Here is a 21,035-nt window from a genome sequence, read left to right as displayed (position 1 = left end):
AGCCGGTGGTGCCGGGCGGGGCGTCAGGAGGCTCGCGCGGTGCGGCGGGGAGGCGGTGGGCGGCGCGGACCGGTGGGCGTGTGTCGAGGCGGCCGGGTCAGGCGCTGGTCTCGTAGGCGGCGCGCAGGGCGTCGCGCACGGCGGCGAGGGCGGCCTCCTGGTCCAGCCCGAGGTGGTGGGCCCGGTGGGCGTACTCCTGGGCTGCCCGGGCGGCCTGCCGCACGGCCGCGTCGCCCGCGGCGGCCACGAACGTGCCGTGCCGGCCGCGGGTCTCGATGACGCCGTCGTGCTCCAGCACCCGGTAGGCCTTGGCGACGGTGTTGGCGGCGAGTCCGAGTTCCTCGGCCAGGCCCCGCACCGTCGGCAGCTTGAAGCCGACGGGGAGTGCGCCTTGGCGTGCCTGCTCGGCGATCTGGGTCCGCACCTGTTCGAACGGGGCGTCGGGCGCTTCGTGGTCGATCCTGATCCGCAGGGTGGGCGGCACGACGGGCTCTCCTGGTGAGTGGCGTCGCCGCGGGGACGGGCGAGCGCGGGGACGGGGGCACCCCATTGTGCGCGCCGGGGGCGGCGGGTGCGGTGAGCGGGCCCGCCGGCGGTGCCGGGCGGGGCGGTGCCCGCCCGTCCCCCCTTCCGGTCCGGGCCCTCCTGGCCTCACTTCCCTCCGTGGTCCGCCGGCCCCGGTCCGTCCAGGGCGATCGCCCGGCTGGGCCGTGCGCGGTCGTGGGCGATGTCGTCGTCCGGGTGGTGGCGGTGCAGGACGAAGCGCCGGCCGCTGCGGTAGGCGTCCAGTCCCGCCCGGCAGTAGGCGACCATGTCCTCCGGGAGGTCGGCCAGCGGGTACCAGCCGAGTTCCGAGCACTTCTGGGGCTCGCGGTTGACGGGTCGGCGGTCGGAGGCGTCGTCGAGCACCGCCTCGAAGAACCAGCCGACGCGCGGCTCGCCGCCGGGGGCGAAGTGCTGCATGACGACCACGGCGCGCAGTTCCTCGGGGGCCAGGCGCAACCCGATCTCCTCCTCCGTCTCCCGGATGACGGCAGCCAGGACGTCCTCGCCGTCCTCGTGGTGCCCGGACGGCGCGTGGAGGAGGCCGTCGGCGTACCCGGTGCCGGCCCGCCGGGCCAGCAGCACCTCCGCTCCGCGACGCAGGATCAGGTGGACGTCGACGATCTCCCGGTGGCGGCTGTGGCGGGGAGGGGCGTCCGCGGTGCGGGCGAGAAGTGCGTAGCGTTCGTCGGGTACCGCCCGGCCCCACAGGCGGGCGTCGCCGGCGAGGTTCTCGGTGTGCAGGTGGGTGGCCAGCGGCCGGGTCAGGTCCAGGAGCCGTCGCAGCGGCAGTCCCGTGCGAGCCGTCGCCGCCTCGCCCCAGACGCCCTCGATGAGCACCAACCGGCCGCCGGGGGCCAGGAGTGAGGCCCAGCGCCGCAGTGCGGCGGCCTGGTCGGGCAGCGCCCATAGCAGGTGGCGCACCAGGACGACGTCGAAGCGGCCGGCCGCCAGCGGTGGCGCGGCGGCGTCCGCCACCAGCAGTTGCGCCGTCGTCCCGGCGAGCTTGGCGCGGGCCCGCTCGACCATCTGCGGGGAGCGGTCGAGGGCCGTGACGTGGTGGCCTTGCCGGGCGGCGAGGAGGGCGAGGCTCCCGGTGCCGCAGCCGAGGTCCAGTACCCGGCAGGGCCGCTCCGGCAGCCAGGTGCGCAGCCGCTCCGCCCAGGCGGCGCGCACCCCGGGGTCGTGCAGGCCGTGGTCGGGGGCGTCGTCGTAACCGGCCGCCGCGGTGTCCCAGTAGGCGGCCCCCGGGGCACGTGCGGGCACGGCACCTGTTCTCACGTCGGCTCGCTCCTGGTCCACGCTGCTCCGCCTTCCCGGTGGGCGCCCGCCCTCGGACGCTCACCACGAGCATGGCAGCCGGCACTGACAACTCCCCGCTCCGCATACGGCCGGTGACGGGGCCTCGGGGCGTGGCGCCCTGACCGGCTGCCCCGGTGCCGGCCCCCACGCGGGCTCCCCCTCCGCCGGTGCCGGTGTCGATACCGGTGTCGGTGCCGGTGTCGGTGTCGGTGTCGGTGTCGGTGTCGGTGTCGGTGCCCGGGCGTACGGTGGTGGCCGTCCGATCGTCCGGGAGGTCTCGCCGGGCTGTGGTCGGGCGGCGTCGGGGCCGGAGGGGCAGCAGGAGGGGGAGCGTCATGGCGGGCACGGAGACTTCCACCGCGGGTCGCGAGGACGGGGCCGCCCCGGCCGGTTCCGCTGCGGCGGGCCGGTGCGGGCCGGCGGGTCCGGAGGTCGCGGAGATCACTTCGGCGACCGAACTGCGGGAGCTGATGGGTGAGCCGAACTCCCACGCGGCGTTCAAGGTCCGCGACCGTTTGGCGCCCCTGGACCGGGCGTGGCTGGCCCGGTCACCGTTCTGCCTGGTGGCGACGGCGGACGCCGAGGGGCACTGCGACGTCTCCCCCAAGGGTGACCCGCCCGGATTCGTCCACGTCCTGGACGACACCACGCTCGCGCTGCCCGACCGGCCCGGCAACCGGCGGGTCGACGGCTGGGCCAACGTGCTGGCCAACCCGCACGTGGGTCTGGAGAGCGTGATACCGGGCCGCGGTGACACGCTGCGGATCAACGGACGGGCGCGGCTGGTGCGGGACGCCCCCTTCTTCGACGCCATGGTGGTCAAGGGGCACCGGCCCCGGCTGGCGCTGCTGGTGGAGATCGAGGAGGTCTTCTACCACTGCGCCAAGGCGTACCTGAGGTCCGCTCTGTGGCGCCCGGAGACCTGGCAGCCGGACGCGCTGCCCTCCCGGGCCCGGATGGTGAAGGCCCTGGAGACCCCGCAGGCGTCGCTGGCGGCGTTGGAGGAGCACTACGGCGCCGGGTACGAGGAGGGCCTGTACGGCTGAGGCCGCGCGCCCGGCCGGAGCCGGAGACGTGGCCGGGCTACCGGCGGTCGTCGTAGCGCGCCGCGGGGCCCACCGCGGTGGCGCCGAAGCGGGCCCGTGCCCGGTCGATCGCGGCCTCGATGCGGCGGGCCTTGTCGTCCGAGGCGTCGAAGGAGAGCTGGCGTGCGGCGTTCTCGGCCCGTCCGAGGTCCTCGGCGCGCAGGGCGACCGCCCGTACCCGTGCCCGTTGGAGGCCCAGTGCGGCGTGCAGGGTGTAGGCGGCGCGGACGAGGGCCGGGCCGTGGGCGGTCGGCTCCTCCAGTCGGCGGGAGCGCGAGGTCACCGACCGGTCGGCGTAGCGGACGGTGAGGGTGAGGGCGCGGGCGACCTGGCCGCTGCCGCGCAGCCGGCCGCCGAGCTCGTCCGCGAGGGAGAGCAGCGCCCTGCGCCGCCGGTCCTCGTCCAGCTCGTCGTGCGGGAAGCGGTGTTCGGCCCCGATGGAGCGCGCGGCGGCGTTGGGGGTGACCGGGGTGGGGTCCAGTCCGCGGGCGCGTTCGGCGACCAGCCGGCCGTTGCGGGCGCCCAGGATGCGCTGCAGCGTGGCGGGGGGTGTGGCGGCGACCCGGCCCACGCTGTCGAGGCCGTAGGTGGCCAGGGTCCGGGCGGTGGCGGGGCCGACGCCGTGCAGGGCGGTGACGGGTTTGCGCTCCAGGAACTCCGCCACGCCCTCGGGCGCACCCCCCACCCCGCGGACCTCGCCGGGTGCCGCCTGCTGGGCGGCCATCCGGGCGAGCAGCGGGTTGACGGCCACGCCGACGGAGCAGTCGACACCGTGCCACGCCAGGGCGCGCACGCGGATCAGCTCCGCGATGCCCGCGGCGTCCCGGCCGAAGTAGCGCAGGGCGCCCCGCACGTCGGCGAGCGCCGCGTCCGGGGGCAGCGCCTGCACGGTGGGGGTGAACCGGCCGAGCAGGTCGAGCAGCCGGGCGTAGAGGTCCTCGTCCGGCGGTGCGCCCCGGTCGGGCCCGGTGGACCGCCGGAACCGCACGTACAGCGTGGCGGGTTCGGCGGCCGGCCCCGGTGGCCGTGCTCCGCTCCGGTCAGCGGTGCTCATCCTGCGCTCCCCGGGCTGGAGTGCCACAACTTGCGTCCGCCGGGCGCGGGTTCACCGGCGGGCCGGAGGTCGGCCCAGGGATGGAGTTCGTAGCCGGTGGGGAGGCGGATGACGCGGCCGGGTCCGGTCGGGGCGGGAGTGCCGTCGGCGGTGCCGTCGGGCTGCGCCCCGCCGGCGACCGCGGCGGCGTGCTCGGGTGCGGGTTCGGTGCGCGCCGTTTCGGACGTTGCGGACGCCTCGCCGGTGGACGCCGGTGGCTGGGCGAGGCGCGCGGCGACCGCCTCCAGGCCGCCCTCGGCGCGGAGTTCGGCGAGTTCGGCGAGGTTCCAGACCGCCTCACCGACCACGCTGAAGCTGCGCGCGCCGCGGCGCTGGACCGTGCCGCGCACCAGCAGCAGCCAGGAGTGGAAGACGGTGTGGGCGCACGCCTCGTGGCTGTCGTCGAAGAAGGCGCAGTCGACCAGCCCGGTGCTGTCGTCGAGCGTGGTGAAGACGACCCGCCGGCCGGAGCGGATCGGCGGGGTCTGGGTGGCGGCCTTCGCGCCGGCGACCAGGACCGTCTCGCCGTGGCGGGCGGTGCGCAGCCGGTTGGCCGGCAGGACGCCCAGCTCCGCCAGGAACTCCGCGTGGTCGGCCATGAGGTGGCGGGTGGTGTCCATGCCGAGGACGCCCAGTTCGGCGCTGAGCCGTTCGGCGTCGTTCAGGTCCGGCAGGCCGAGGCTGTCGGCCGTCTCGGTCGCCTCCCTTCCTCCCGGTCCCTCGTCGCCGAGGCCGGTCAACGGCAACTGTCCTGCCGACGTCCCGCGTTGGTGGGCGTGCAGTTCGGCGACGTGCAGCAGCAGGTCCCGCCGGTTCGCCCCGAAGGCGTCCAACGCGCCGACGCGGGCGAGCCGTTCGGCCACCGGGCGGCCGGGGCGTGCGCGCTGCCACAGGTCGGCCAGCGAGGCGTAGGGCTGACCGGACACGATCCGTTCGGCGACGTCCTCGCGCATGCCGTGGACGTCGGCGAGGGCGAGGCGCAGTCCCCATACCGGCTCATCGGTGTCATGAGATGTCCGACTACTGCCAGACACCAGTTCGATCCGGTGATCGACGCCCGACCGGTTCACGTCCAGGGGCAGGACGGGCACGCCCCGGCGCCGGGCGTCCGCGAGGAGGAGGCGCTTGGGGTACATGCCCGGGTCGTGGGTGAGCAGGCCCGCGTAGAAGGCCGCCGGGTGGTGTGCCTTGAGCCAGGCCGACTGGTAGGTCGGCACCGCGAACGCGACGGCGTGCGCCTTGCAGAAGCCGTAGGAGCCGAACGCCTCGACGATCTCCCAGGTGTGGTCGACGACCTCGGGCGGGTAGCCGCGCGCGGCGGCCTTCTCCCGGAACCATCCCTGGATGCGCGCCTGGGACTCGGGGTCGGACAGGGCCCGCCGCACCCGATCCGCCTCCCCCCGGCCGCAGCCGGTCAGGGTGTCCACGATGTCGATGACCTGTTCGTGGAAGACGACCACGCCGTAGGTGTCGTGCAGCGCCTCGGCGAGGTCGGGGTGGGGCAGGCGGACGGCCCGGCGGCCGTGGCGGGCCTCGATGAAGGGGCGGACCATGTCGGCGGCGACCGGCCCGGGGCGGAACAGCGAGATGTCCACCACCAGGTCGTGGAAGGTCTCCGGCTGCAACCTGCCCACCAGGTCGCGCTGGCCCGGCGACTCGATCTGGAAGCAGCCCAGTGTCTCGGTGGAGCGGATGAGGTCGTAGGTGGCGCGGTCCCCGGCGAGCACCGGCTCCACGGTCTCGGGCGCGGGGCGGCGAGGTGTGCCCGCGCGCGCCGGGCGGTCCGCCTCCCGGTGGCCGTCCCCGCCCGGGGCGGCGTCTTCCGCGGCGGTCCGGGGGCGGGCGGGCCGGGCGCCGGGGCGGCGGCCCAGGGCGAACGCGTCCAGGTCGACGTGGCGCCCGGTGGTCCGGTCGATCTCCGCGACGGCGTGGGCCATCGCGGACTGCATGCGCACCCCCAGCACGTCGAGCTTGAGCAGCCCCAGGTCCTCCACGTCGTCCTTGTCGAACTGGGACATCGCGAATCCGCCGCCGCTCTGCGCGCTGGTGACCATGGGGCTGCGGTCGCGCAGTGAGGCGTCGGAGAGCAGGACGCCGCAGGGGTGCATGGCGATGCCGCGGGGCAGTGCGTCCAGCCCCTCCACCAGTTCCCACAGCTGCCCGTGGCGACCGGTGGCCGCCTCCTCCCGCAGTTCCCGCAGCTCGGGCAGTTCCGCCAGCGCGGCCCGGGCGTCGCGGGCGCGGATGTGGGGGAAGGCCTTGGCGAGCCGGTCCACCTCCGCCGGGTCCATGCCGAGGGCGGCCCCCACGTCGCGTACGGCGTGGCGCACCCGGTAGGTCTCGGGCATGGCGACGGTCGCGACCCGCTCGGTCCCGAACCGGTCGAAGATCGCCCGGTACACCTCCAGCCGCCGTGCCGACTCCACGTCGATGTCGATGTCGGGCAGCACGGGCCGGCGCTTGGACAGGAAGCGTTCCATCAGCAGCCCGTGCTCCAGGGGGTCGGCGTGCGCGATGCCGAGGAGGTGGTTGACCAGGGAGCCGGCGCCCGACCCGCGCGCCGCGACCCGGATGCCCAGGTCGCGGGCGTCGTCGACGACCTGGGCGACGGTGAGGAAGTAGGAGGCGAAGCCGTAGTGGTCGATGATGTCGAGCTCGTGGTCCATCCGCTCCCAGTGCCGGCGGTCCCGGTCGTGGCCGCGCAGCACCATGCCCGCGGCGCAGCGGGAGCGCAGCACCCGGGCGGCGGACCGCCTCCCCGCGCCGACCAGGTGCGGCTCGGGGAAGTGGACGCGGCCCAGCCCGATGTCCTGCTCGGGGTCGACCCGGCAGGCCTCGGCGGTCTCGGCGGTCATGGCCAGCAGCCGGTGCGCCACGTCACGGCCGAGGCCGGCCGCCTCGGTGACCTGGCGGGCGAGGCCGGCCATGGCGCCGGCGTCCTTCAGCCAGCGTTCGCCGGTGTCGCGGCGTTCGGGGTGGTGGGGGTCGACGGGGACCAGCCGGCGCGCGGAGTCCAGGACGTCGGCGACCGGCCCCTGCCCCGGGTCGGCGTAGCGCACGGCGTTGGTCAGCACGGCCTGGACTCCCTGGTCGACGGCGAGGCCGAGGGTGCGGGCCGCCAGCCGCAGGGAACCGGGGCCGGTGCCGGTGCGGCCGTGGTGGACGACCTCCAGGCGCAGTGCCTCGCCGAACCGCTCCCGCCAGGGGGTGAGGAGGGCGGCGGCCACGTCGGGGCGGCCGGCGGCCAGGGCGCGGACCGGCTCGGACTCGGGACCCAGCAGCACCACCAGGCCCGCGGCGGCGGTGTCGAGACCGGCCCAGGACAGGGCCGGCTGCCCGGTCCCGTTCGACCGGCCGTCGGCCGGCCGGTCGCCTCCCCGGACGCCGTCCGCGTGGGCGGCGGAGACCAGTCGGCACAGCGCCGCCCAGCCGCGGGCCCCGTCCCGGGCGAGGAAGACCGCGCGGGAGGCGGGCTCCGGCACGAAGGCACCCCCCTTGACGGGGGTGCGGCGGCGGGGCGCGGTGTGCGAGGGGGCGGTCTCGGGCACGGCGAGGTCGGCACCGAACACCGGTCTCACCCCCGCACCGGCCGCGGCCTTGGCGAACCGGACCGCTCCGCCGAGTCCGTCCCGGTCGGTGAGGGCGAGCGTGTCCATGCCGCGCTCGGCCGCCCGCTCGACCAGGCGCTCGGGGTGGGACGCGCCGTAGCGGAGGGAGAACCCGGATGCCGTGTGGAGGTGGGGGAACACGGTGGGCTCGGTTCGTGACATCCGCACCTCCCGTGACGCGAGCACCCCCTGTATGACCTGCTTCTTCCATGGTCCCTCCCCCACCATAGCGCGTTTTCGAACGTTCGTACGAAACCAGTGGGGCGGGTGGGCTTGCAGGGGTGGACGTGACGGCTCCCGCCTCCCTTGTTCGATCACCTCGTCCACCAGCCCCCTCCCCTCCCCCGACCACTGCCACCACAGCCCCCACGGCCTCCCGGCCGCCCCGACCCGTCCGCCCGTCCGTCACGGCCCGCCCGCACCGAGCCGGGTCCGCGACGCGGCGGGGCGGTGCAGGACGGGCCTCGTCGGCGCCGGGGAGGGAGGGGCCGTTCGGGGAGGCCGGTCCGCCGTTCGGGCCAGCCGGGCCTGCGCGGGGCCCGGGGCGGTACGAGGATGAACGGGTGCCGTCCGCCGGGACGGGCCGGCACCCGGAGGACGGGAGGGTAGGACAGATGGCGAAAGAGGACGGCCGCCCGAGGCCCGCGCCGGAGGACCGGACGAGCCCGCCGTCCCTCGTCCGGGAGCTGCGGGACGCGGTGACCGTGCGCGCGGTCCTGCTCGTGTTCGGCGTGTTCGTACTGACCACGCTCTTCATCGCCTCCTACTCGGGCGCCTTCCACTCCCCCCGGCCGCAGGACGTGACCCTGGGCGTCGCGGCCCCGGGTGATGCCGCGCGGCAGGTGGCGGGGCGCCTGGACCGGCTGCCCGGCTCCCCGCTGGACCCCCGGGTGGTCTCCGGCCGGGGCGAGGCCGAGCAGCGGGTCCGGCACCGCTCGCTGGACGCCGCGCTGGTCGTGGCCCCCCGCGGCAGGACCGACGAGCTCCTGGTGGCGAGCGGCGCCGGGGCCTCGCTCCCCGGGGCCGTGGCGGAGGTCGTGAGCCGGGCCGAGAAGGCGCAGGGCCGGACGGTGCGGACGGTCGACGTCGCACCGGCGAGCAGCCGTGACGCCCGGGGGCTGTCGGCCTTCTACCTCGTGGTGGGCTGGTGCGTGGGCGGCTATCTCTGCGCCGCGATCCTCGCGATCAGCTACGGGGCCCGGCCGACGACCACCACCCGCGCCATCATCCGCGTCGGCGCACTCGCCCTGTACTCCCTGCTGACCGGGTTGGCCGGCGCAGTCGTCATCGGCCCCCTGGTGGGCGCGCTGCCGGGGAGCGTGGCGGCGCTGTGGGGCCTGGGGGCGCTGGTGGTCTTCGCGGTGGGTGCGACCACGCTGGCGTTCCAGGGAGTGGCAGGGATCGTGGGGATCGGGCTGGCGATCCTCGTGGTGGTCGTGGCGGGCAACCCGAGCGCGGGCGGCGCCTACCCCTACCCGCTGCTGCCGCCGTTCTGGCGGGCGATCGGGCCGGCGCTGCCACCCGGCGCCGGCACGTGGTCGGCGCGCTCGATCGCGTACTTCGGCGACCACGGGGTGGCCGGGCCGCTCTGGGTCCTGGCCGGCTGGGCCGTGGGCGGCACCGTCGTCACCCTGACCGCCGCCGCGCTGCGCACCCGGCGACGCCGGACCCACGGGCGCCCCGCGACGGGATGAGCATGCAGCCGCCCGCCCCCTCCACGGGCGGCCACCACGAGCCGGAAGAGGTCGAGTTGACCGTTCCGGCTCGCGAACATTAGAACGAGACTGCAGCCTGATTGGCAAATCATCTTTTCGGAAGCGGCGATTGACGGAACGCCCGGCCAGGAATCCCGCGGACATTCCCGGTGACCTCGGCCGCCGCTCCGACGAGCCGCCCGCCCTGCCCGGGAACGGACCGGCCGGCCTTTCGCAAAACGCCGGGAATCGTCGCATGCAACGTGAGCAAACATCCGCTCACCAGCAGCTTTCCGACACCCAGAGCTGACAGGGCGTCAGCTTTCGACCGTCTCCCGGGTCCTCGCAGCCGGCACCGGAATGGCCGGCACTTTTCGCAGGAAGCCTGCGGAAAAAAAACCGAGTGCGCGTGCGGTAACGACACTCGCAGCGGCGGGAATGCCCTATACCGCGCACCGCACGAAGAAGCCCCCGGTACCGTCCTTCGACGGTTTCCGGGGGCGTCCTCCAGGTGCCCGGTGGCGCCTGCCGGCCCTCCGTGCCGGTCGGGCCCCGACGGCGCCGGCGGGCCCCTACCCCAGCTGGACGCCCAGCACCCGCAGGGCCTCCGAGACGGGCTGGAAGTACGTCGTCCCGCCGGTGGTGCAGTTGCCGCTGCCGCCCGAGGTCAGCCCGAGCGCGGTCGGACCGTCGAAGAGGGCGCCCCCGCTGTCCCCCGGCTCGGCGCACACGGTCGTCCTGACGAGGCCGTCGACCGAGCCCTCCTGGTAGTTGACGGTGGCGTTGAGAGCCGTCACCACCCCGTCGTGCACCCTGGTGGTGCTGCCGCTGCGCCGCACCCGTTCGCCGACCGTCGCCTCACCGCTCCTGGTGATCGGCTGCGTGGTGCCGTTGTAGAGGTTCACGGCGCCGGGGTGCGGGACCTGCGCGGTGTAGCGGGCCAGGGCGAAGTCGTTGCCGGGGAACTGCGAGGACTCGGTCGCCGCGAACGGGGTGCCGCCCTGCTGCTGCGACCAGGTCTTGACGGCGTTCCCGCAGTGCCCCGCGGTGAGGAAGTAGGGCCGCCCGGCCTTGACGACGTTGAACCCCAGTGAACAGCGGGCGCTGCTGCCCCAGATGGCGTCGCCGCCGGCGATGAACGGGGTGATCTTGTGCTGCGTGCGGTGGAGCACGGCCGTGCCGTCGAGTTCGCCCACGACCCGGGCCAGGCGTGCCAGGTTCGCCGCGCTGACCGAGGGGTCGGCCTCGACGACGACGGCGTTGACACGGGGGTCGATGGCCCAGGCCGTTCCCGGCACGGATGCCTTGGCCCGCAGCGTCGCCTGAGCGGAGGTCAGCTCGGCGAGCGAGTGCTCGACCCTCCGTGGCTCGGCGCCCCTGGCACGTACCGCACGGGCCGCGGCCTCGTCCACCACGTCGACGACGAGCTTCCTGCGCGCCGCGTCGTAGTAGGAGCCGGCGGTGCCCTGGGTCAGTTCGGAGGCGAGGGCGCGCGCGGCGGCTGCGGAGAGCCCCCCGGGGTGGGGCGGGGCGGGTTCCGCTCCGGCGACGGCGGCGAGGGTGGTGGCCACCAGCGTCAGCGCGCCGGCCGCGGTCAGCGCGGCGCGCCGGGGGAGAGTTCGTCGGTGCTGCAACTCGGGGCCTCCCGTGGGGGCGGGTCCGTCCGCGGGGACGGGCCCTCGGGTGATGGTGGGCGCGGTGGCGCCGGACGCGACCCGAGCCGCCCGGTGCCTCCGTGCCCGTGAGCGAGAAGTCTTCCCGCCGTGCCCCCCGACCTGCCGGTCACCTGGGCGGTTTCGCACGCGCGTGGTCACCCACTGGGCCAACCGGTCCGCCCGGTCCACCCGTACGGCGGCCCACCACCGGGCACCCGGCCGTCCTGCCCCGCGGCAGCCGCCCCGCCGGCACCGGTCCGCCGCACGGGAGCGGCAGCGGTCGCCGGGCGCGAGGACGCCGAGCGCCCCCGTCCGGCGGACGGGGGCGCTCGGTGCACCGGTGGCAGGCGTGCTCAGGGGCGGGACCGCGTCGGTCCCGTCACCGGGAGCCCGCGTGCGGGGCCGGGTGCAGGGGTGCTCAGTAGACGCTGACGCCGTAGGCGTTCAGGGCCTCGACGACCGGCTGGAAGAAGGTGGTGCCGCCGGAGGTGCAGTCGCCGCTGCCGCCGGAGGTGAGGCCGAGGGCGGTCGAGCCGGCGTAGAGCGGGCCGCCGCTGTCGCCGGGCTCGGCGCACACGGTGGTCTGGATGAGGCCGGAGACGATGCCGTCGCTGCCGTAGTTGACCGTGGCGTTGAGGGCGGTCACCTTGCCGCTGTGGATGCCGGTGGTGGAGCCGCGGCGGGTGACGGTCTGGCCGACGGTGGGGTTGGCGGCCGAGGTGATGTCCTGGCTGCCCACGGTGCCGTCGTGCGAGGCGGAACCGGTGTACTTCACCAGGCCGTAGTCGTTGCCCGGGAAGCTGCTGTTCTGGGTGGCGCCTATGCTGTTGCCGGAGCCGTCGTACCAGGCGGGAAGGCCCTGGGTGCAGTGGCCGGCGGTGAGGAAGTAGTAGGTGCTGCCGCTGCGGACGTTGAAGCCCAGCGAGCAGCGCCACTGGTTGGTCTGGATGGTGTCGCCGCCGGAGAGCAGCTTCTTGAAGGTGCCCTTGGTGTGGGTGATCTGCAGTGCGTCGGCGTTGACGCCGGCGGCCTGCTGCAGCTTGGCGATCTCGGCCTTGCTGACGGTCTCGTCGACGGTGACCCGGACCTTGTGGGTCGAGGGGTCGACTGCCCATGCGGTGCCGGCGATGTCGGCGGTCCGCAGCGAGTCCGCGGTGGCCGAGAGCTGCTTGACGCTGAAAGGCGCAGCCGTCGCGTCACTGGCACTGGCGGTCGGAACGGTGACGGCGCCGACGGCGATCAGGCCGGCGGCTACGGCGAGGAGACGGGTGCGTCTGGCCGGGCCGGGGCGCGAGGTGGAGCGCTGCTTCGTCACTTCGGGTCCTCCGTGGGGGAAGGGCGCACGTCTGGACGGGACGGGCGCGTGCGGACGCGGCCAGGGGCGCATCACGTACGGGTGGGGTGTGCGTGCACCTGACAACGCTTGAGGGGGAGTCTCGGCCGCCTCCCCCGGCCGACGCAAGGGGGCCTCCCGGATTCGTTCCGTCACCCGGCGCCTCCCGGGCACCTCCGCGCCCTGCCGCCACCGGCCCCCCGCAGGGGCCGGGCAGGCCCCGCCGGCCCCGGCTCCCCCAGCCACACCCGCAGGTCGGCTGCCTCTTGACAGCGTTCGCCGCCGGCCCGGTCCCACAGCGTTCCACCCCGCCTGCGACCGGCTCCCACCGTCCCTGTCAGCAACCGCAGTTGAAACATTCGCAACACTGCAGACACTCGCAGCAGCCGGCGTCGGGACAGTCGCAGTCGCAGTCCCGGCAGCATCCCTCGCGCTTCCTGCGCGACCACGGCCCCTCGTACTCCGCGGCGCAGCACATCCGGCAGGTGCAGCACAGGCCGACGAACGCGGCGCACCCGGCGAAGAACCCGCGGGGCTTGCGCGGCGGCCGGCCCGGCCCGCCCGCTCCCCCGCCGTCACCGCCGCCGAACCCGTCGAATCCGCCCCCCGGCAGCCCGCCCTGACCGAACTGCGGCCAGGAGGCGCCATGGGCGGCGGGGCCGCCCGGCGGGAAGGGCTGCGAGCCCGCACCGCCCGACGGGCCGAACGCCTGCGGCGGCCCCGGCGTCCCTGCACCACCCGGCCCCCACTGCCCCGGGCCGCCGGTCCCCGGGTGGGCGGCGGTGGGCTCGTGGCCGGTGTGCCCGCACCTGCCAAGGCCGAAGGCCCGGTCCACCGAGCGGCGCAGTTCGTGGACGAGGAGGGCGTGCACCAGCCGGCGGTCCTCGAACGCCACGTCACGCAGGGCCAGGCTGATGCCGTGGAGGGCGTCCTCGCACAGCCGCCGGGCCTCCGTCAGGGGTGCGCCGGTGGCGGTCAGCGGGTTCCAGGCACCGCCGGCGGCGTCGGCCGACCGGTCCTCGACGGCGTCCAGCAGATGGGCCAGCCGGCCGAAGAGGCGCCCGGCCTCCGCCAGCGGCGCGGCGTTCTGCGGGCGTTGGGCGAGGTGCGCGGTGTGGGCGAAGGCGGCAGCGGTCGCGGTCTCGGTCGGCTCCGATATGACCGTCAGGGGGGTGCCGGGGCCGGCCAGCGCCTCGATCCCTGGCTGCCGTTCCACCGCCTCGACCAGGACGGCGGTGTCGAACCCCACGGCCGTCCCGGTGCGGGCGCCCGCCCGGTCCCAGCCGGCCGCCACCCGGCGGGCCGCCGCGGCGACCGGGCGCCGGGCCAGGTGGCCGTCGCCGTCGGTGACGTGGTCGCGGATCTTCGCGGCGGCCAGCACGAGCGAGACCGCGGCCGCGAGCCGGGCGCCCTGGCCGCGGGCCACCTCGGCGGTGCGCATGCCGCGCAACGGGCAGGGCCCGGCCGTCCGCCGGCGGCCCGGTGCGGGGGCGGACTGAGCGTCCGTCAACACCGATACCAGCAGTCCGTCGTAGTTGGTCACCACCCGTGCGAGCTGCCCGTGGTCACCCCGCAGGGTGAGGCAGAGGCCGCACAGGTGGGCCGTCCACTCCTGCTTCATGCCCGGCGTGAGGCCGTGCGAGCAGGGCCGGACTATTCCGAACAACGTGAACCCCCGTGGTACGACTGCATAGGTCGGTGTCGACGGGGCATCGTATCGATCGTGCCGTGGCGCCCGTTCCACCCCCGCTCGAACGGGTTCCGCGGCAGCTGCCTCGACGTCAGATCGTCAGTGGTGCCACCCGGCGCCGCGCGACCCGGTTTGCACCAGATGTGTCACGAACCGCCCGTGCGGCGGCAATCCGCTTGGCAGATGCTCCGCCTGATGGACGACCATAGAGGCGCGGACAGTAACCCGCGGGTGTGAGGAGGCGTCCATGGGATCGGTGCGGAAGGCGAGCGCCTGGCTTGGGCTCGTCGACGACGGCGACGAGCGCTACTACGACGACGAGAGCGCGGGGTACGCCACCGGGGTCGCGGCGGTGGGCACGGGTGGGCACGCGTGGGTGACGGACGCCCGGATGCGGGTGGTCGAGGCGGACGAACGGGCAGGTGACGCGGGGCCGGCGGCCGGCGCCGCGGAGGTCACCCGCATCGCCACCGTCACCCCCGAGAGCTTCCGGGACGCCCGAACGGTGGGTGAACTCTTCCGGGACGGGGTGCCGGTCATCGTGAACCTCACGGCCATGGAGTCCGCCGACGCCAAGCGCGTCGTGGACTTCGCCGCGGGACTCACCTTCGGGCTGCGTGGCTCGATCGACCGGATCGCCACCCGGGTCTTCCTGCTGACCCCGCCCGCCTACGAGGTGGTCGAGGCCGACTCCGCCGCCCGCAGGCGCGACGGGTTCTACAACCAGAGCTGACCGCCGGGCGCGCCGCAGACCTCCCCGGCGCGCCCCGCGGCCCGGCCGCTCACCGGAAGGCGTCGAGCCCGGTGAGCGCCTTGCCCAGGACGAGCTGGTGCATCTCGACGGTGCCCTCGTAGGTGAGCACCGACTCCAGGTTCGCGGCGTGGCGCATCACGCCGTACTCCAGCGAGATCCCGTTGGCCCCCAGGACGGTGCGGGCGGTGCGGGCGATCTCGATGGCCTCGCGGACGTTGTTCAGCTTGCCGAAGCTGACCTGTTCCGGGCGCAGCCCCCGGGCGTCCATCCGCCGGCCGAGGTGGTGGGCGAGCAGCGTTCCCTTGTGCAGTTCCACCGCCATGTCGGCGAGCTTGGCCTGGGTGAGCTGGAAGCCGCCGATGGGCTTGCCGAACTGCTCGCGGGTGCGGGCGTACTCCAGCGCCGTCTCGAAGCAGGACCGCGCGGCCCCCATCGCCCCCCACACGATGCCGTAGCGGGCGTGGCTGAGGCAGCTCAGCGGGCCTCGCAACCCGATGGCCTCGGGCAGGACGGCGTCGGCGGGCAGCCGGACGCCGTCCAGAACGAGTTCGCTGGTGACGCTGGCCCGCAGCGAGAGCTTGTGCCGGATCTCGGGCGCCGAGAAGCCGGGCGTGCCGGTGGGGACGACGAAGCCCCGCACCCCCTCCTCGGTACGGGCCCACACCACCGCGACGGCGGCCACCGAGCCGTTGGTGATCCACATCTTGCGCCCGTCCAGCACCCAGTCGCTGCCCTCGCGCCGGGCCCGGGTGGCCATCGCCGCCGGGTCCGAGCCGTGGTCCGGCTCGGTCAGCCCGAAGCAGCCGATGGTCTCACCCGCGGCCATCGCCGGAAGCCACTGCTGCTTCTGCTCCTCCGAGCCGAACCGGTGGATCGCGTACATGGCCAGCGAGCCCTGCACCGAGACGAGAGAGCGCAGGCCTGAGTCGGCTGCCTCCAGCTCCATGCAGGCCAGGCCGTACTGCACCGCGGAGGCGCCGGCGCAGCCGTACCCGGTCAGGGACATGCCCAGGGCGCCCAGGGAGCCGAGCTCCCGGGCGAGTTCCCGTACCCCCGGCAGCTCGCCGCGCTCGTACCAGTCGGCGACGTGCGGCAGGACCCGGTCGGCGGTCCAGCGGCGGACGGTGTCCCGGACGGCGCGCTCCTCGTCGTCGAGGAGGTCGTCGAGGCCGAGCGGGTCGGCGGGGTCGAAGGCGGGGGGCCGCTCGCCGGGGCGGCGCTCGGCACGGGCGGACGGGGCGGGAGTGGCGGACATGACGACCTCCGGCGGGCGCCGAACGCCCGGCCGTCCGCACGCAGCCGCGCGGCGGGCCGGGCACTCAGAAACTAGCAGTGGTAGTTGAGCTCAGGGCCGACCGTACGGTCCCCCGGCACCTCACCACAAGGGATGTCCGCTCCGGGCCCTGCGACCCGGCGCGGCCGGGCCGCCGCCGACGACCGAGGCCACCGCCCCTGGCGGTCGCCGCCCAGGGGGCCGCCGCCGTCGGGGTCCGCCTCAGCGGCGGCGTGCCGCGGAGGCCGATCCGTCGGCCCGGTCACGGCCGCGGCCGTCGGCGGCTCCCGGTACCCGTCCGCCGGCGGACGGCCCGGGCCCGGCATCGCCGTTGCGGGGGGCGGGCGCCGACGCCTGCCCCCGGTCGGCCGGGGCGTCGGACTGCTGCGCGGCCGGCTCCGCAGCCCCGGAGTCCTCGGGCCCGTCCTCGCGGCCCGTCCCCTCCACCACGTGGCGCGGCAGCCGCAGCGAGAACACCGCGCCGGCCAGCAGCATGAGGGCGCTCACCGCGAGGGTGACGTGCAGGCCGTGGATGAAGGCCGCCCGCGCGGCCTCCCGCAGCCCCTGTCCTGCGGTCCGGGGAAGTTCGGAGGCGACCTTGTAGGCCTCACCGAGGGAGTGCGAGGCGGCCCGCCGGGCGTGGTGGGGCACCCCCGGCACCCGCCGGGCGCCGGGGCCGTAGGCGGCGTTCATCACGCTCCCCAGCAGCGCGACCCCGAGCCCGGCACCGAGCTGGTACGAGGTCTCACTGATCGCCGCGGCGCCGCCCGACTGCCCGGGCGGAGCTTCGTTCAGCATCGACTCGTAGGCGCCGAAGAGCGCGCTCTGGAACCCGAAGCCGAGCAGGACGAAGCCGGCGCTCAGCAGCCACGGGCTGTCGTGCAGGCCCATCCGCGTCAGGCAGAGCACCGCCGCCGCGGCGAGCACGAACCCGCCGCCGACCATGATCCGCGGCCCGAGGAACTGCAGCAGCCGCGAGCCGGTCAGGCCCGCCGCCATCGCGGAGAAGACCAGCGGCAGCATGCGCAACCCGGTCTGGAGGGGGCTGAGGTGCAGCACCAGCTGGAGGTACTGCACGGCGATGAGCTGGAGTCCCACCAGCGCCAGCATGGCCAGCACGATGCAGCCCACCGAGGTGCCGAAGGCCGGCCGGCCGAAGAGTGCGAGGTCGATCAACGGGTGCTCGCGGCGGCGCTGGCGGCGCACGAAGAGCACCAGGAGCAGCACGCCGAGCACGATGGCGGGCAGCGTCCGCAGCCCCAGCAGCGGCGCGCCGTTGCCCAGGCTCTTGACCCCGAAGACCACGCCGAGCACGCCCGCCGCCGCGATCACCGCACCGAGGACGTCCCAGGGACCGCTGCGGTCGCCCCGGGACTCCGGCAGCAGCCAGCGCCCCACCAGCAGCATGGCCGCCATCATCGGGATGTTGATCAGGAAGACCGAGCCCCACCAGAAGTTCTCGACCAGGAAACCGCCCAGCACCGGACCGACGGCAGCGCCGACGGCGGCCACCGCGCTCCACACACCGATGGCCACGGCCCGCTCCCGCCGGTCGGGGAAGACCTCCCGGAGGATGGAGAGGGTGGCCGGCATGATCATGGCGCTGCCGATGCCCAGCACCGCCCGTGCGGTGATCAGGACGGCGGGGTCGGGGGCGAAGGCCGCGGCTGCCGAGGCGACGGCGAACAGACCGTAGCCCAGCAGCAGGACGCGGCGTCTGCCGACCCGGTCGCCGAGAGTGCCGAAGAGGATGAGCAGCGAGGCGGCGACGAGGGGGTAGACGTCGACGATCCACAGCAGCTCCACGGCGCCCGGCCGCAGGTCCTCGGTGACCTTGGGCACCGCCACGTACAGGATGGTCGTGTCCAGCGCCACGAACAGCAGGCTGACGCAGAGCACGATCAGCACGGTCCAGCGGTTCGCGCCGCCGCCCGGCGGCCGGGGGACCCCGGCCGTCCGCCTGTCGCCGGACGTGGTCGTCCCGGTCATCCACACACCTCCATACCTGCTCTCGCCGCCGCGGCGTCCGGGCGCCCGGCCGGCGGGCAGGTCGCGTCCGGCTCCGGTCCCTCGACGAGGACGCCAGGGAGGGCGGCACGGGCGAGTCGAAGGGTCAGACTACGCGAGAGGGTGAGCACCCCGCGTGGCTCACCTCACGGTGAGACCCACCTCCCACCCGGGCCACGCGGCCCCGGGGCGGTCCGGCGGTAGGAGCCCCGCGCCCCTCGCGGACCTGGATAATCGTGCGAATGACTGGACTGGCACCACGCGCCCGCCCCGAGGAGGGCACGGACGCGGTGGAGGGTGAAGCGGCGCCGCGCGCCCGGTGGGCACGTGGCGCCGCGGGCGCGCTCGCGGCTTTCGCCGGTGTCCGGCTGCTCGGGCTCGTGGTCCTGGCCCTCTGGCCGTCCCGTCGCGGCGGCGACTGGCACACCCTGCTGAGCGCACGCTGGGACTCGCTCTGGTACGCCCGGATCGCCACCGACGGCTACGGCAACGCCGTCCGCATGCCCAACGGAGACCTCCACTCCGACTTCGCCTTCTTCCCCCTGCTGCCCTGGCTGGAGCGGGCCGTCTCCGCCCTCACCTCGCTGCCGGCCGCCGACGCCGGCCTGGCGGTGAGCTGGGCGGCCTCGCTGGCCGCGGCGCTCGCCCTGTACGCGGTGGGGGCCCGGCTGCACGGCCGGGCGGCGGGGGTGCTGCTGGCCGCGCTGTGGGCGGCGCTCCCGGTCGGCGTCGTGCAGTCGATGGCGTACTCGGAGTCGCTCTTCACCGCCCTGGCCGCCTGGAGCGGGTACGCGCTGCTGACCCGGCGGTGGGTGGGGGCCGGGGTGCTCGCCTCACTGTCGGGGCTCGCCCGCCCGGTCGGCGCGGCGGTGGTCGCCGCGGTGTGGCTGACGGCGGCGGTCGCCTGGTGGCGGGAGCGCGCCGAGGACGGCCCCCGCCCGCCCGGTGGACGGTGGGAGTCGCGGCGGATGCTGCTCGGGGTGCTCCTCGCCCCGCTGGGGTGGTGCGCGTACTTCGTTCGGGTGGGGCTGCACACCGGCAGTGTGACGGGCTACCTCGACGTGCAGGCCGGGTGGCGCAACGGCTTCGACGGCGGGCTGGCCTTCGCCTCGTTCACGGTGGCACAGCCCTGGCCCGCCGCGCTGGCCCTGGTCCTGGGCGTGGCCGCGGTGGTGGCGCTGTTCGTGTGGTGCATGCGGCGACGGGAGCCGCTGCCGCTCCTGACGTACGCCGGTGTGGTGCTCTTCCTGGCCCTGACCGCCAAGGGCTACTTCGGCTCCAAGCCGCGGTTGATGATGCCCGCCTTCCCGCTCCTGCTGCCGCCGGCGGCCCTGATGGCACGGTGGCGTCCCGCACTTTCAGCCACGGTGCTCGGGGTGCTCGCCGCCGGGTCCGCCGTCTACGGCGCGATCTGGCTGCACGGCAGCGGACCGCCCTGAGCGGGCCCTGCGAGCAGCCGGAACCGCGCGCCGCCCCGCCCCGGGGCGCCGCCCGGCGCACCGCCTGCGCCACGGTGTGCCAGGCGTGAGCGGGCCGTCCTGCGGCAACACGGTCTCCACGGGGTCGTCACCTCGCGGTCGCGGCGAGGCGCGACCGGGGGCCGAACACCGGGCGACGTCAAGGCGAACCGCCGATAAACACGTGCGGTAAAGGCGAATGGATGACCCGGCAGGGGGTGTCATACCTCACCAAAGCAAGATTCCACGAACGGTCGAATTCCAGCCGGAAAACCGCAGGCCAAAGCAGCGCGCCTCGCGTATTGGAGATCACATCGTCATTACGAAGGCGACCGGCCGATCAAGCGCCTACACCACACGGGGTAACGTCGATTGGGTGCGTACCGATGACAAGCTCGACCAGACGGAGGGGCAACCGATGACCCGCGCCCGGCCCCGCATGACGCGGACACGCCTGTGGCTGTTCAGCGGCACGGTGGCGGTCTACGCGGCGATCGTGGTCGGCGTGCTGACCACCTCGTGGCTGGTCACCCTCGACTGGCAGGTCATGTTCTTCCGGCCGTACAAGCAGTGGCCGCAGATCCACGCCTTCCTCGACTACTTCGTCGTCCTGGGGCAGCGGGGCCCGACGGCGGTCGCGGTGGCGGCCTGGCTGGGCTGGCGGTGCTGGCGGCAGCGCAACCTCCACCCGCTGCTCGTCCTCGGCGCGTCCCTGCTGCTGCTGAACGTCACCGTGGGTGCCGCCAAGATCGGCATGGGCCGGCTGGGGCCGCACTACGGCATGACCGTCGGCGCGAACGAGATGGGCATGGGCGGGGACATATTCCCCTCGGGTCACACGGCCAACGCCGTCGTGACCTGGGGTGTGCTGGCCTACCTGGCGACCACCCCGCTGCGCCGCCGCACCCTGTCCGTCGTGGCTGCCGTCGGCGCCCTCGGCGTCGGAATGACCACCGTCTACCTCGGTACCCACTGGGTGAGCGACGTGCTGCTGGGCTGGGCCGCGGGGCTGCTGGTGCTGCTGGCGCTCCCCTGGTTCGAACCCGCGCTGGGCTGGGCGGAGGGACGCCTCATGGCCCTCTGGCTCCGGCTGCGCGCGGGCAGGCTCCTCACCGCCGGTCCCGCGGCCGCCGAACCCGCCGTCCGGGTCTCGGGCCCGCTGCCCGCGGGCGCCACCGCCTCCTCGGTCTTCCGCAGCGAGGGCGGACGCACACTGGTCAGGGAGGCCGTCGGGGTCGGCGGGAACAGCACACCGCACACCTCGGGCGCGCCGGCCGAGGGCTGGCCTTCCCGGTCCGCGACGACCACCGCCCGTCCGGGACGGGGGACCGAGGGGTCCCAGGCGCCCAAGCACCGCTCCGGCGGCGCCCACGGTCCCTCGCGGTCCGCCCCCCTCCGCACACCGCTCACCGGCGGCGGTCAGGAAAGCAGCTGAGGCATCCCCTGCCGCCCGTCACAGCGCGCACCTGCGGCGGGCGAGAGGGGTTCACCTCCCTCCGGCGCCGACGGCCCGGCGGCCTCCTCACGGGTGGCCGCCGGGC

14 protein-coding genes are annotated in these 21,035 nt (G+C 75.2%); 5 read left to right on the top strand and 9 right to left on the bottom strand.

What is annotated here, in order from left to right:
* Positions 1-97: 97 nt before the first annotated feature.
* Positions 98-484 (bottom strand): GntR family transcriptional regulator, encoded by a 387-nt coding sequence (locus tag ACFV3R_RS32495; protein WP_385590639.1) that lies wholly within the window; start codon positions 482-484, stop codon positions 98-100.
* 167 nt (positions 485-651) lie between these two features.
* Complete coding sequence (locus ACFV3R_RS32490; RefSeq protein WP_385590637.1) at positions 652-1,824, bottom strand: methyltransferase domain-containing protein; 1,173 nt, start codon at positions 1,822-1,824, stop codon at positions 652-654.
* 491 nt (positions 1,825-2,315) lie between these two features.
* On the opposite strand from ACFV3R_RS32490, the gene ACFV3R_RS32485 reads away from it, so the two are divergent.
* Positions 2,316-2,891, top strand: a complete 576-nt coding sequence (locus tag ACFV3R_RS32485) for a pyridoxamine 5'-phosphate oxidase family protein (RefSeq protein ID WP_385590657.1) — start codon at positions 2,316-2,318, stop codon at positions 2,889-2,891.
* A gap of 37 nt (positions 2,892-2,928) precedes the next feature.
* Here ACFV3R_RS32485 and ACFV3R_RS32480 read toward each other — a convergent pair whose 3' ends face one another.
* Positions 2,929-3,984: a hypothetical protein gene (locus ACFV3R_RS32480; RefSeq protein ID WP_385590635.1), complete on the bottom strand. Its 1,056-nt coding sequence runs from the start codon at positions 3,982-3,984 to the stop codon at positions 2,929-2,931.
* The gene (locus ACFV3R_RS32475; RefSeq protein WP_385590633.1) at positions 3,981-7,793 is read right to left on the bottom strand and encodes a DNA polymerase III subunit alpha; all 3,813 of its coding nucleotides are present in this window, start codon (positions 7,791-7,793) and stop codon (positions 3,981-3,983) included. Before ACFV3R_RS32475 ends, ACFV3R_RS32480 begins: the two co-directional genes overlap by 4 nt.
* 452 nt (positions 7,794-8,245) lie before the next feature.
* On the opposite strand from ACFV3R_RS32475, the gene ACFV3R_RS32470 reads away from it, so the two are divergent.
* Positions 8,246-9,325 (top strand): DUF3533 domain-containing protein, encoded by a 1,080-nt coding sequence (locus ACFV3R_RS32470; protein ID WP_385590631.1) that lies wholly within the window; start codon positions 8,246-8,248, stop codon positions 9,323-9,325.
* Positions 9,326-9,897: 572 nt separating this feature from the next.
* Here ACFV3R_RS32470 and ACFV3R_RS32465 read toward each other — a convergent pair.
* From ACFV3R_RS32465 to ACFV3R_RS32455, 3 genes are all read right to left on the bottom strand, one after another.
* Positions 9,898-10,959: a S1 family peptidase gene (locus ACFV3R_RS32465; protein ID WP_385590629.1), complete on the bottom strand. Its 1,062-nt coding sequence runs from the start codon at positions 10,957-10,959 to the stop codon at positions 9,898-9,900.
* A gap of 439 nt (positions 10,960-11,398) precedes the next feature.
* On the bottom strand, positions 11,399-12,295 hold the full coding sequence (locus ACFV3R_RS32460) for a S1 family peptidase (RefSeq protein WP_385590627.1): 897 nt from the start codon (positions 12,293-12,295) through the stop codon (positions 11,399-11,401).
* Between the two features lie 355 nt (positions 12,296-12,650).
* Complete coding sequence (locus ACFV3R_RS32455; protein WP_385590625.1) at positions 12,651-13,979, bottom strand: DUF5685 family protein; 1,329 nt, start codon at positions 13,977-13,979, stop codon at positions 12,651-12,653.
* A gap of 271 nt (positions 13,980-14,250) precedes the next feature.
* Between ACFV3R_RS32455 and ACFV3R_RS32450 the strand changes: the two genes are divergently transcribed.
* Positions 14,251-14,736, top strand: coding sequence for a cell division protein SepF (locus ACFV3R_RS32450; RefSeq protein WP_385590623.1), 486 nt, complete (start codon positions 14,251-14,253; stop codon positions 14,734-14,736).
* Between the two features lie 49 nt (positions 14,737-14,785).
* Here the strand turns inward: ACFV3R_RS32450 and ACFV3R_RS32445 are convergent, their stop codons facing one another.
* Together ACFV3R_RS32445 and ACFV3R_RS32440 are read right to left on the bottom strand one after the other, a co-directional pair.
* Positions 14,786-16,012, bottom strand: coding sequence for an acyl-CoA dehydrogenase family protein (locus ACFV3R_RS32445; RefSeq protein WP_385590621.1), 1,227 nt, complete (start codon positions 16,010-16,012; stop codon positions 14,786-14,788).
* A gap of 240 nt (positions 16,013-16,252) precedes the next feature.
* On the bottom strand, positions 16,253-18,019 hold the full coding sequence (locus tag ACFV3R_RS32440; RefSeq protein ID WP_385590619.1) for an MFS transporter: 1,767 nt from the start codon (positions 18,017-18,019) through the stop codon (positions 16,253-16,255).
* 260 nt (positions 18,020-18,279) lie between these two features.
* Here ACFV3R_RS32440 and ACFV3R_RS32435 point away from each other — a divergent pair, with 260 nt between their 5' ends.
* Together ACFV3R_RS32435 and ACFV3R_RS32430 are read left to right on the top strand one after the other, a co-directional pair.
* On the top strand, positions 18,280-19,476 hold the full coding sequence (locus tag ACFV3R_RS32435; protein WP_385590617.1) for a hypothetical protein: 1,197 nt from the start codon (positions 18,280-18,282) through the stop codon (positions 19,474-19,476).
* Positions 19,477-19,870: 394 nt separating this feature from the next.
* Complete coding sequence (locus tag ACFV3R_RS32430) at positions 19,871-20,929, top strand: phosphatase PAP2 family protein (protein WP_385590615.1); 1,059 nt, start codon at positions 19,871-19,873, stop codon at positions 20,927-20,929.
* Positions 20,930-21,035 lie beyond the last annotated feature (106 nt).

This window comes from Streptomyces sp. NPDC059740, assembly GCF_042733155.1.
Classification (GTDB): domain Bacteria; phylum Actinomycetota; class Actinomycetes; order Streptomycetales; family Streptomycetaceae; genus Streptomyces.
The sequence above is the reverse complement of the archived record's forward strand: the minus strand, read 5'-3'. Positions and strand labels throughout refer to the sequence as shown.

What these genes read in the sequence shown, in the direction of transcription:
- ACFV3R_RS32485 (WP_385590657.1), top strand. Translation starts at nt 2,316, where the DNA reads ATGGGTGAGCCGAACTCCCACGCGGCGTTCAAGGTCCGCGACCGTTTG.
- ACFV3R_RS32480 (WP_385590635.1), bottom strand. Translation starts at nt 3,984, where the DNA reads ATGAGCACCGCTGACCGGAGCGGAGCACGGCCACCGGGGCCGGCCGCC.
- ACFV3R_RS32475 (WP_385590633.1), bottom strand. Translation starts at nt 7,793, where the DNA reads ATGTCACGAACCGAGCCCACCGTGTTCCCCCACCTCCACACGGCATCC.
- ACFV3R_RS32470 (WP_385590631.1), top strand. Translation starts at nt 8,246, where the DNA reads ATGGCGAAAGAGGACGGCCGCCCGAGGCCCGCGCCGGAGGACCGGACG.
- ACFV3R_RS32450 (WP_385590623.1), top strand. Translation starts at nt 14,251, where the DNA reads ATGGGATCGGTGCGGAAGGCGAGCGCCTGGCTTGGGCTCGTCGACGAC.
- ACFV3R_RS32445 (WP_385590621.1), bottom strand. Translation starts at nt 16,012, where the DNA reads ATGTCCGCCACTCCCGCCCCGTCCGCCCGTGCCGAGCGCCGCCCCGGC.
- ACFV3R_RS32440 (WP_385590619.1), bottom strand. Translation starts at nt 18,019, where the DNA reads ATGACCGGGACGACCACGTCCGGCGACAGGCGGACGGCCGGGGTCCCC.
- ACFV3R_RS32435 (WP_385590617.1), top strand. Translation starts at nt 18,280, where the DNA reads ATGACTGGACTGGCACCACGCGCCCGCCCCGAGGAGGGCACGGACGCG.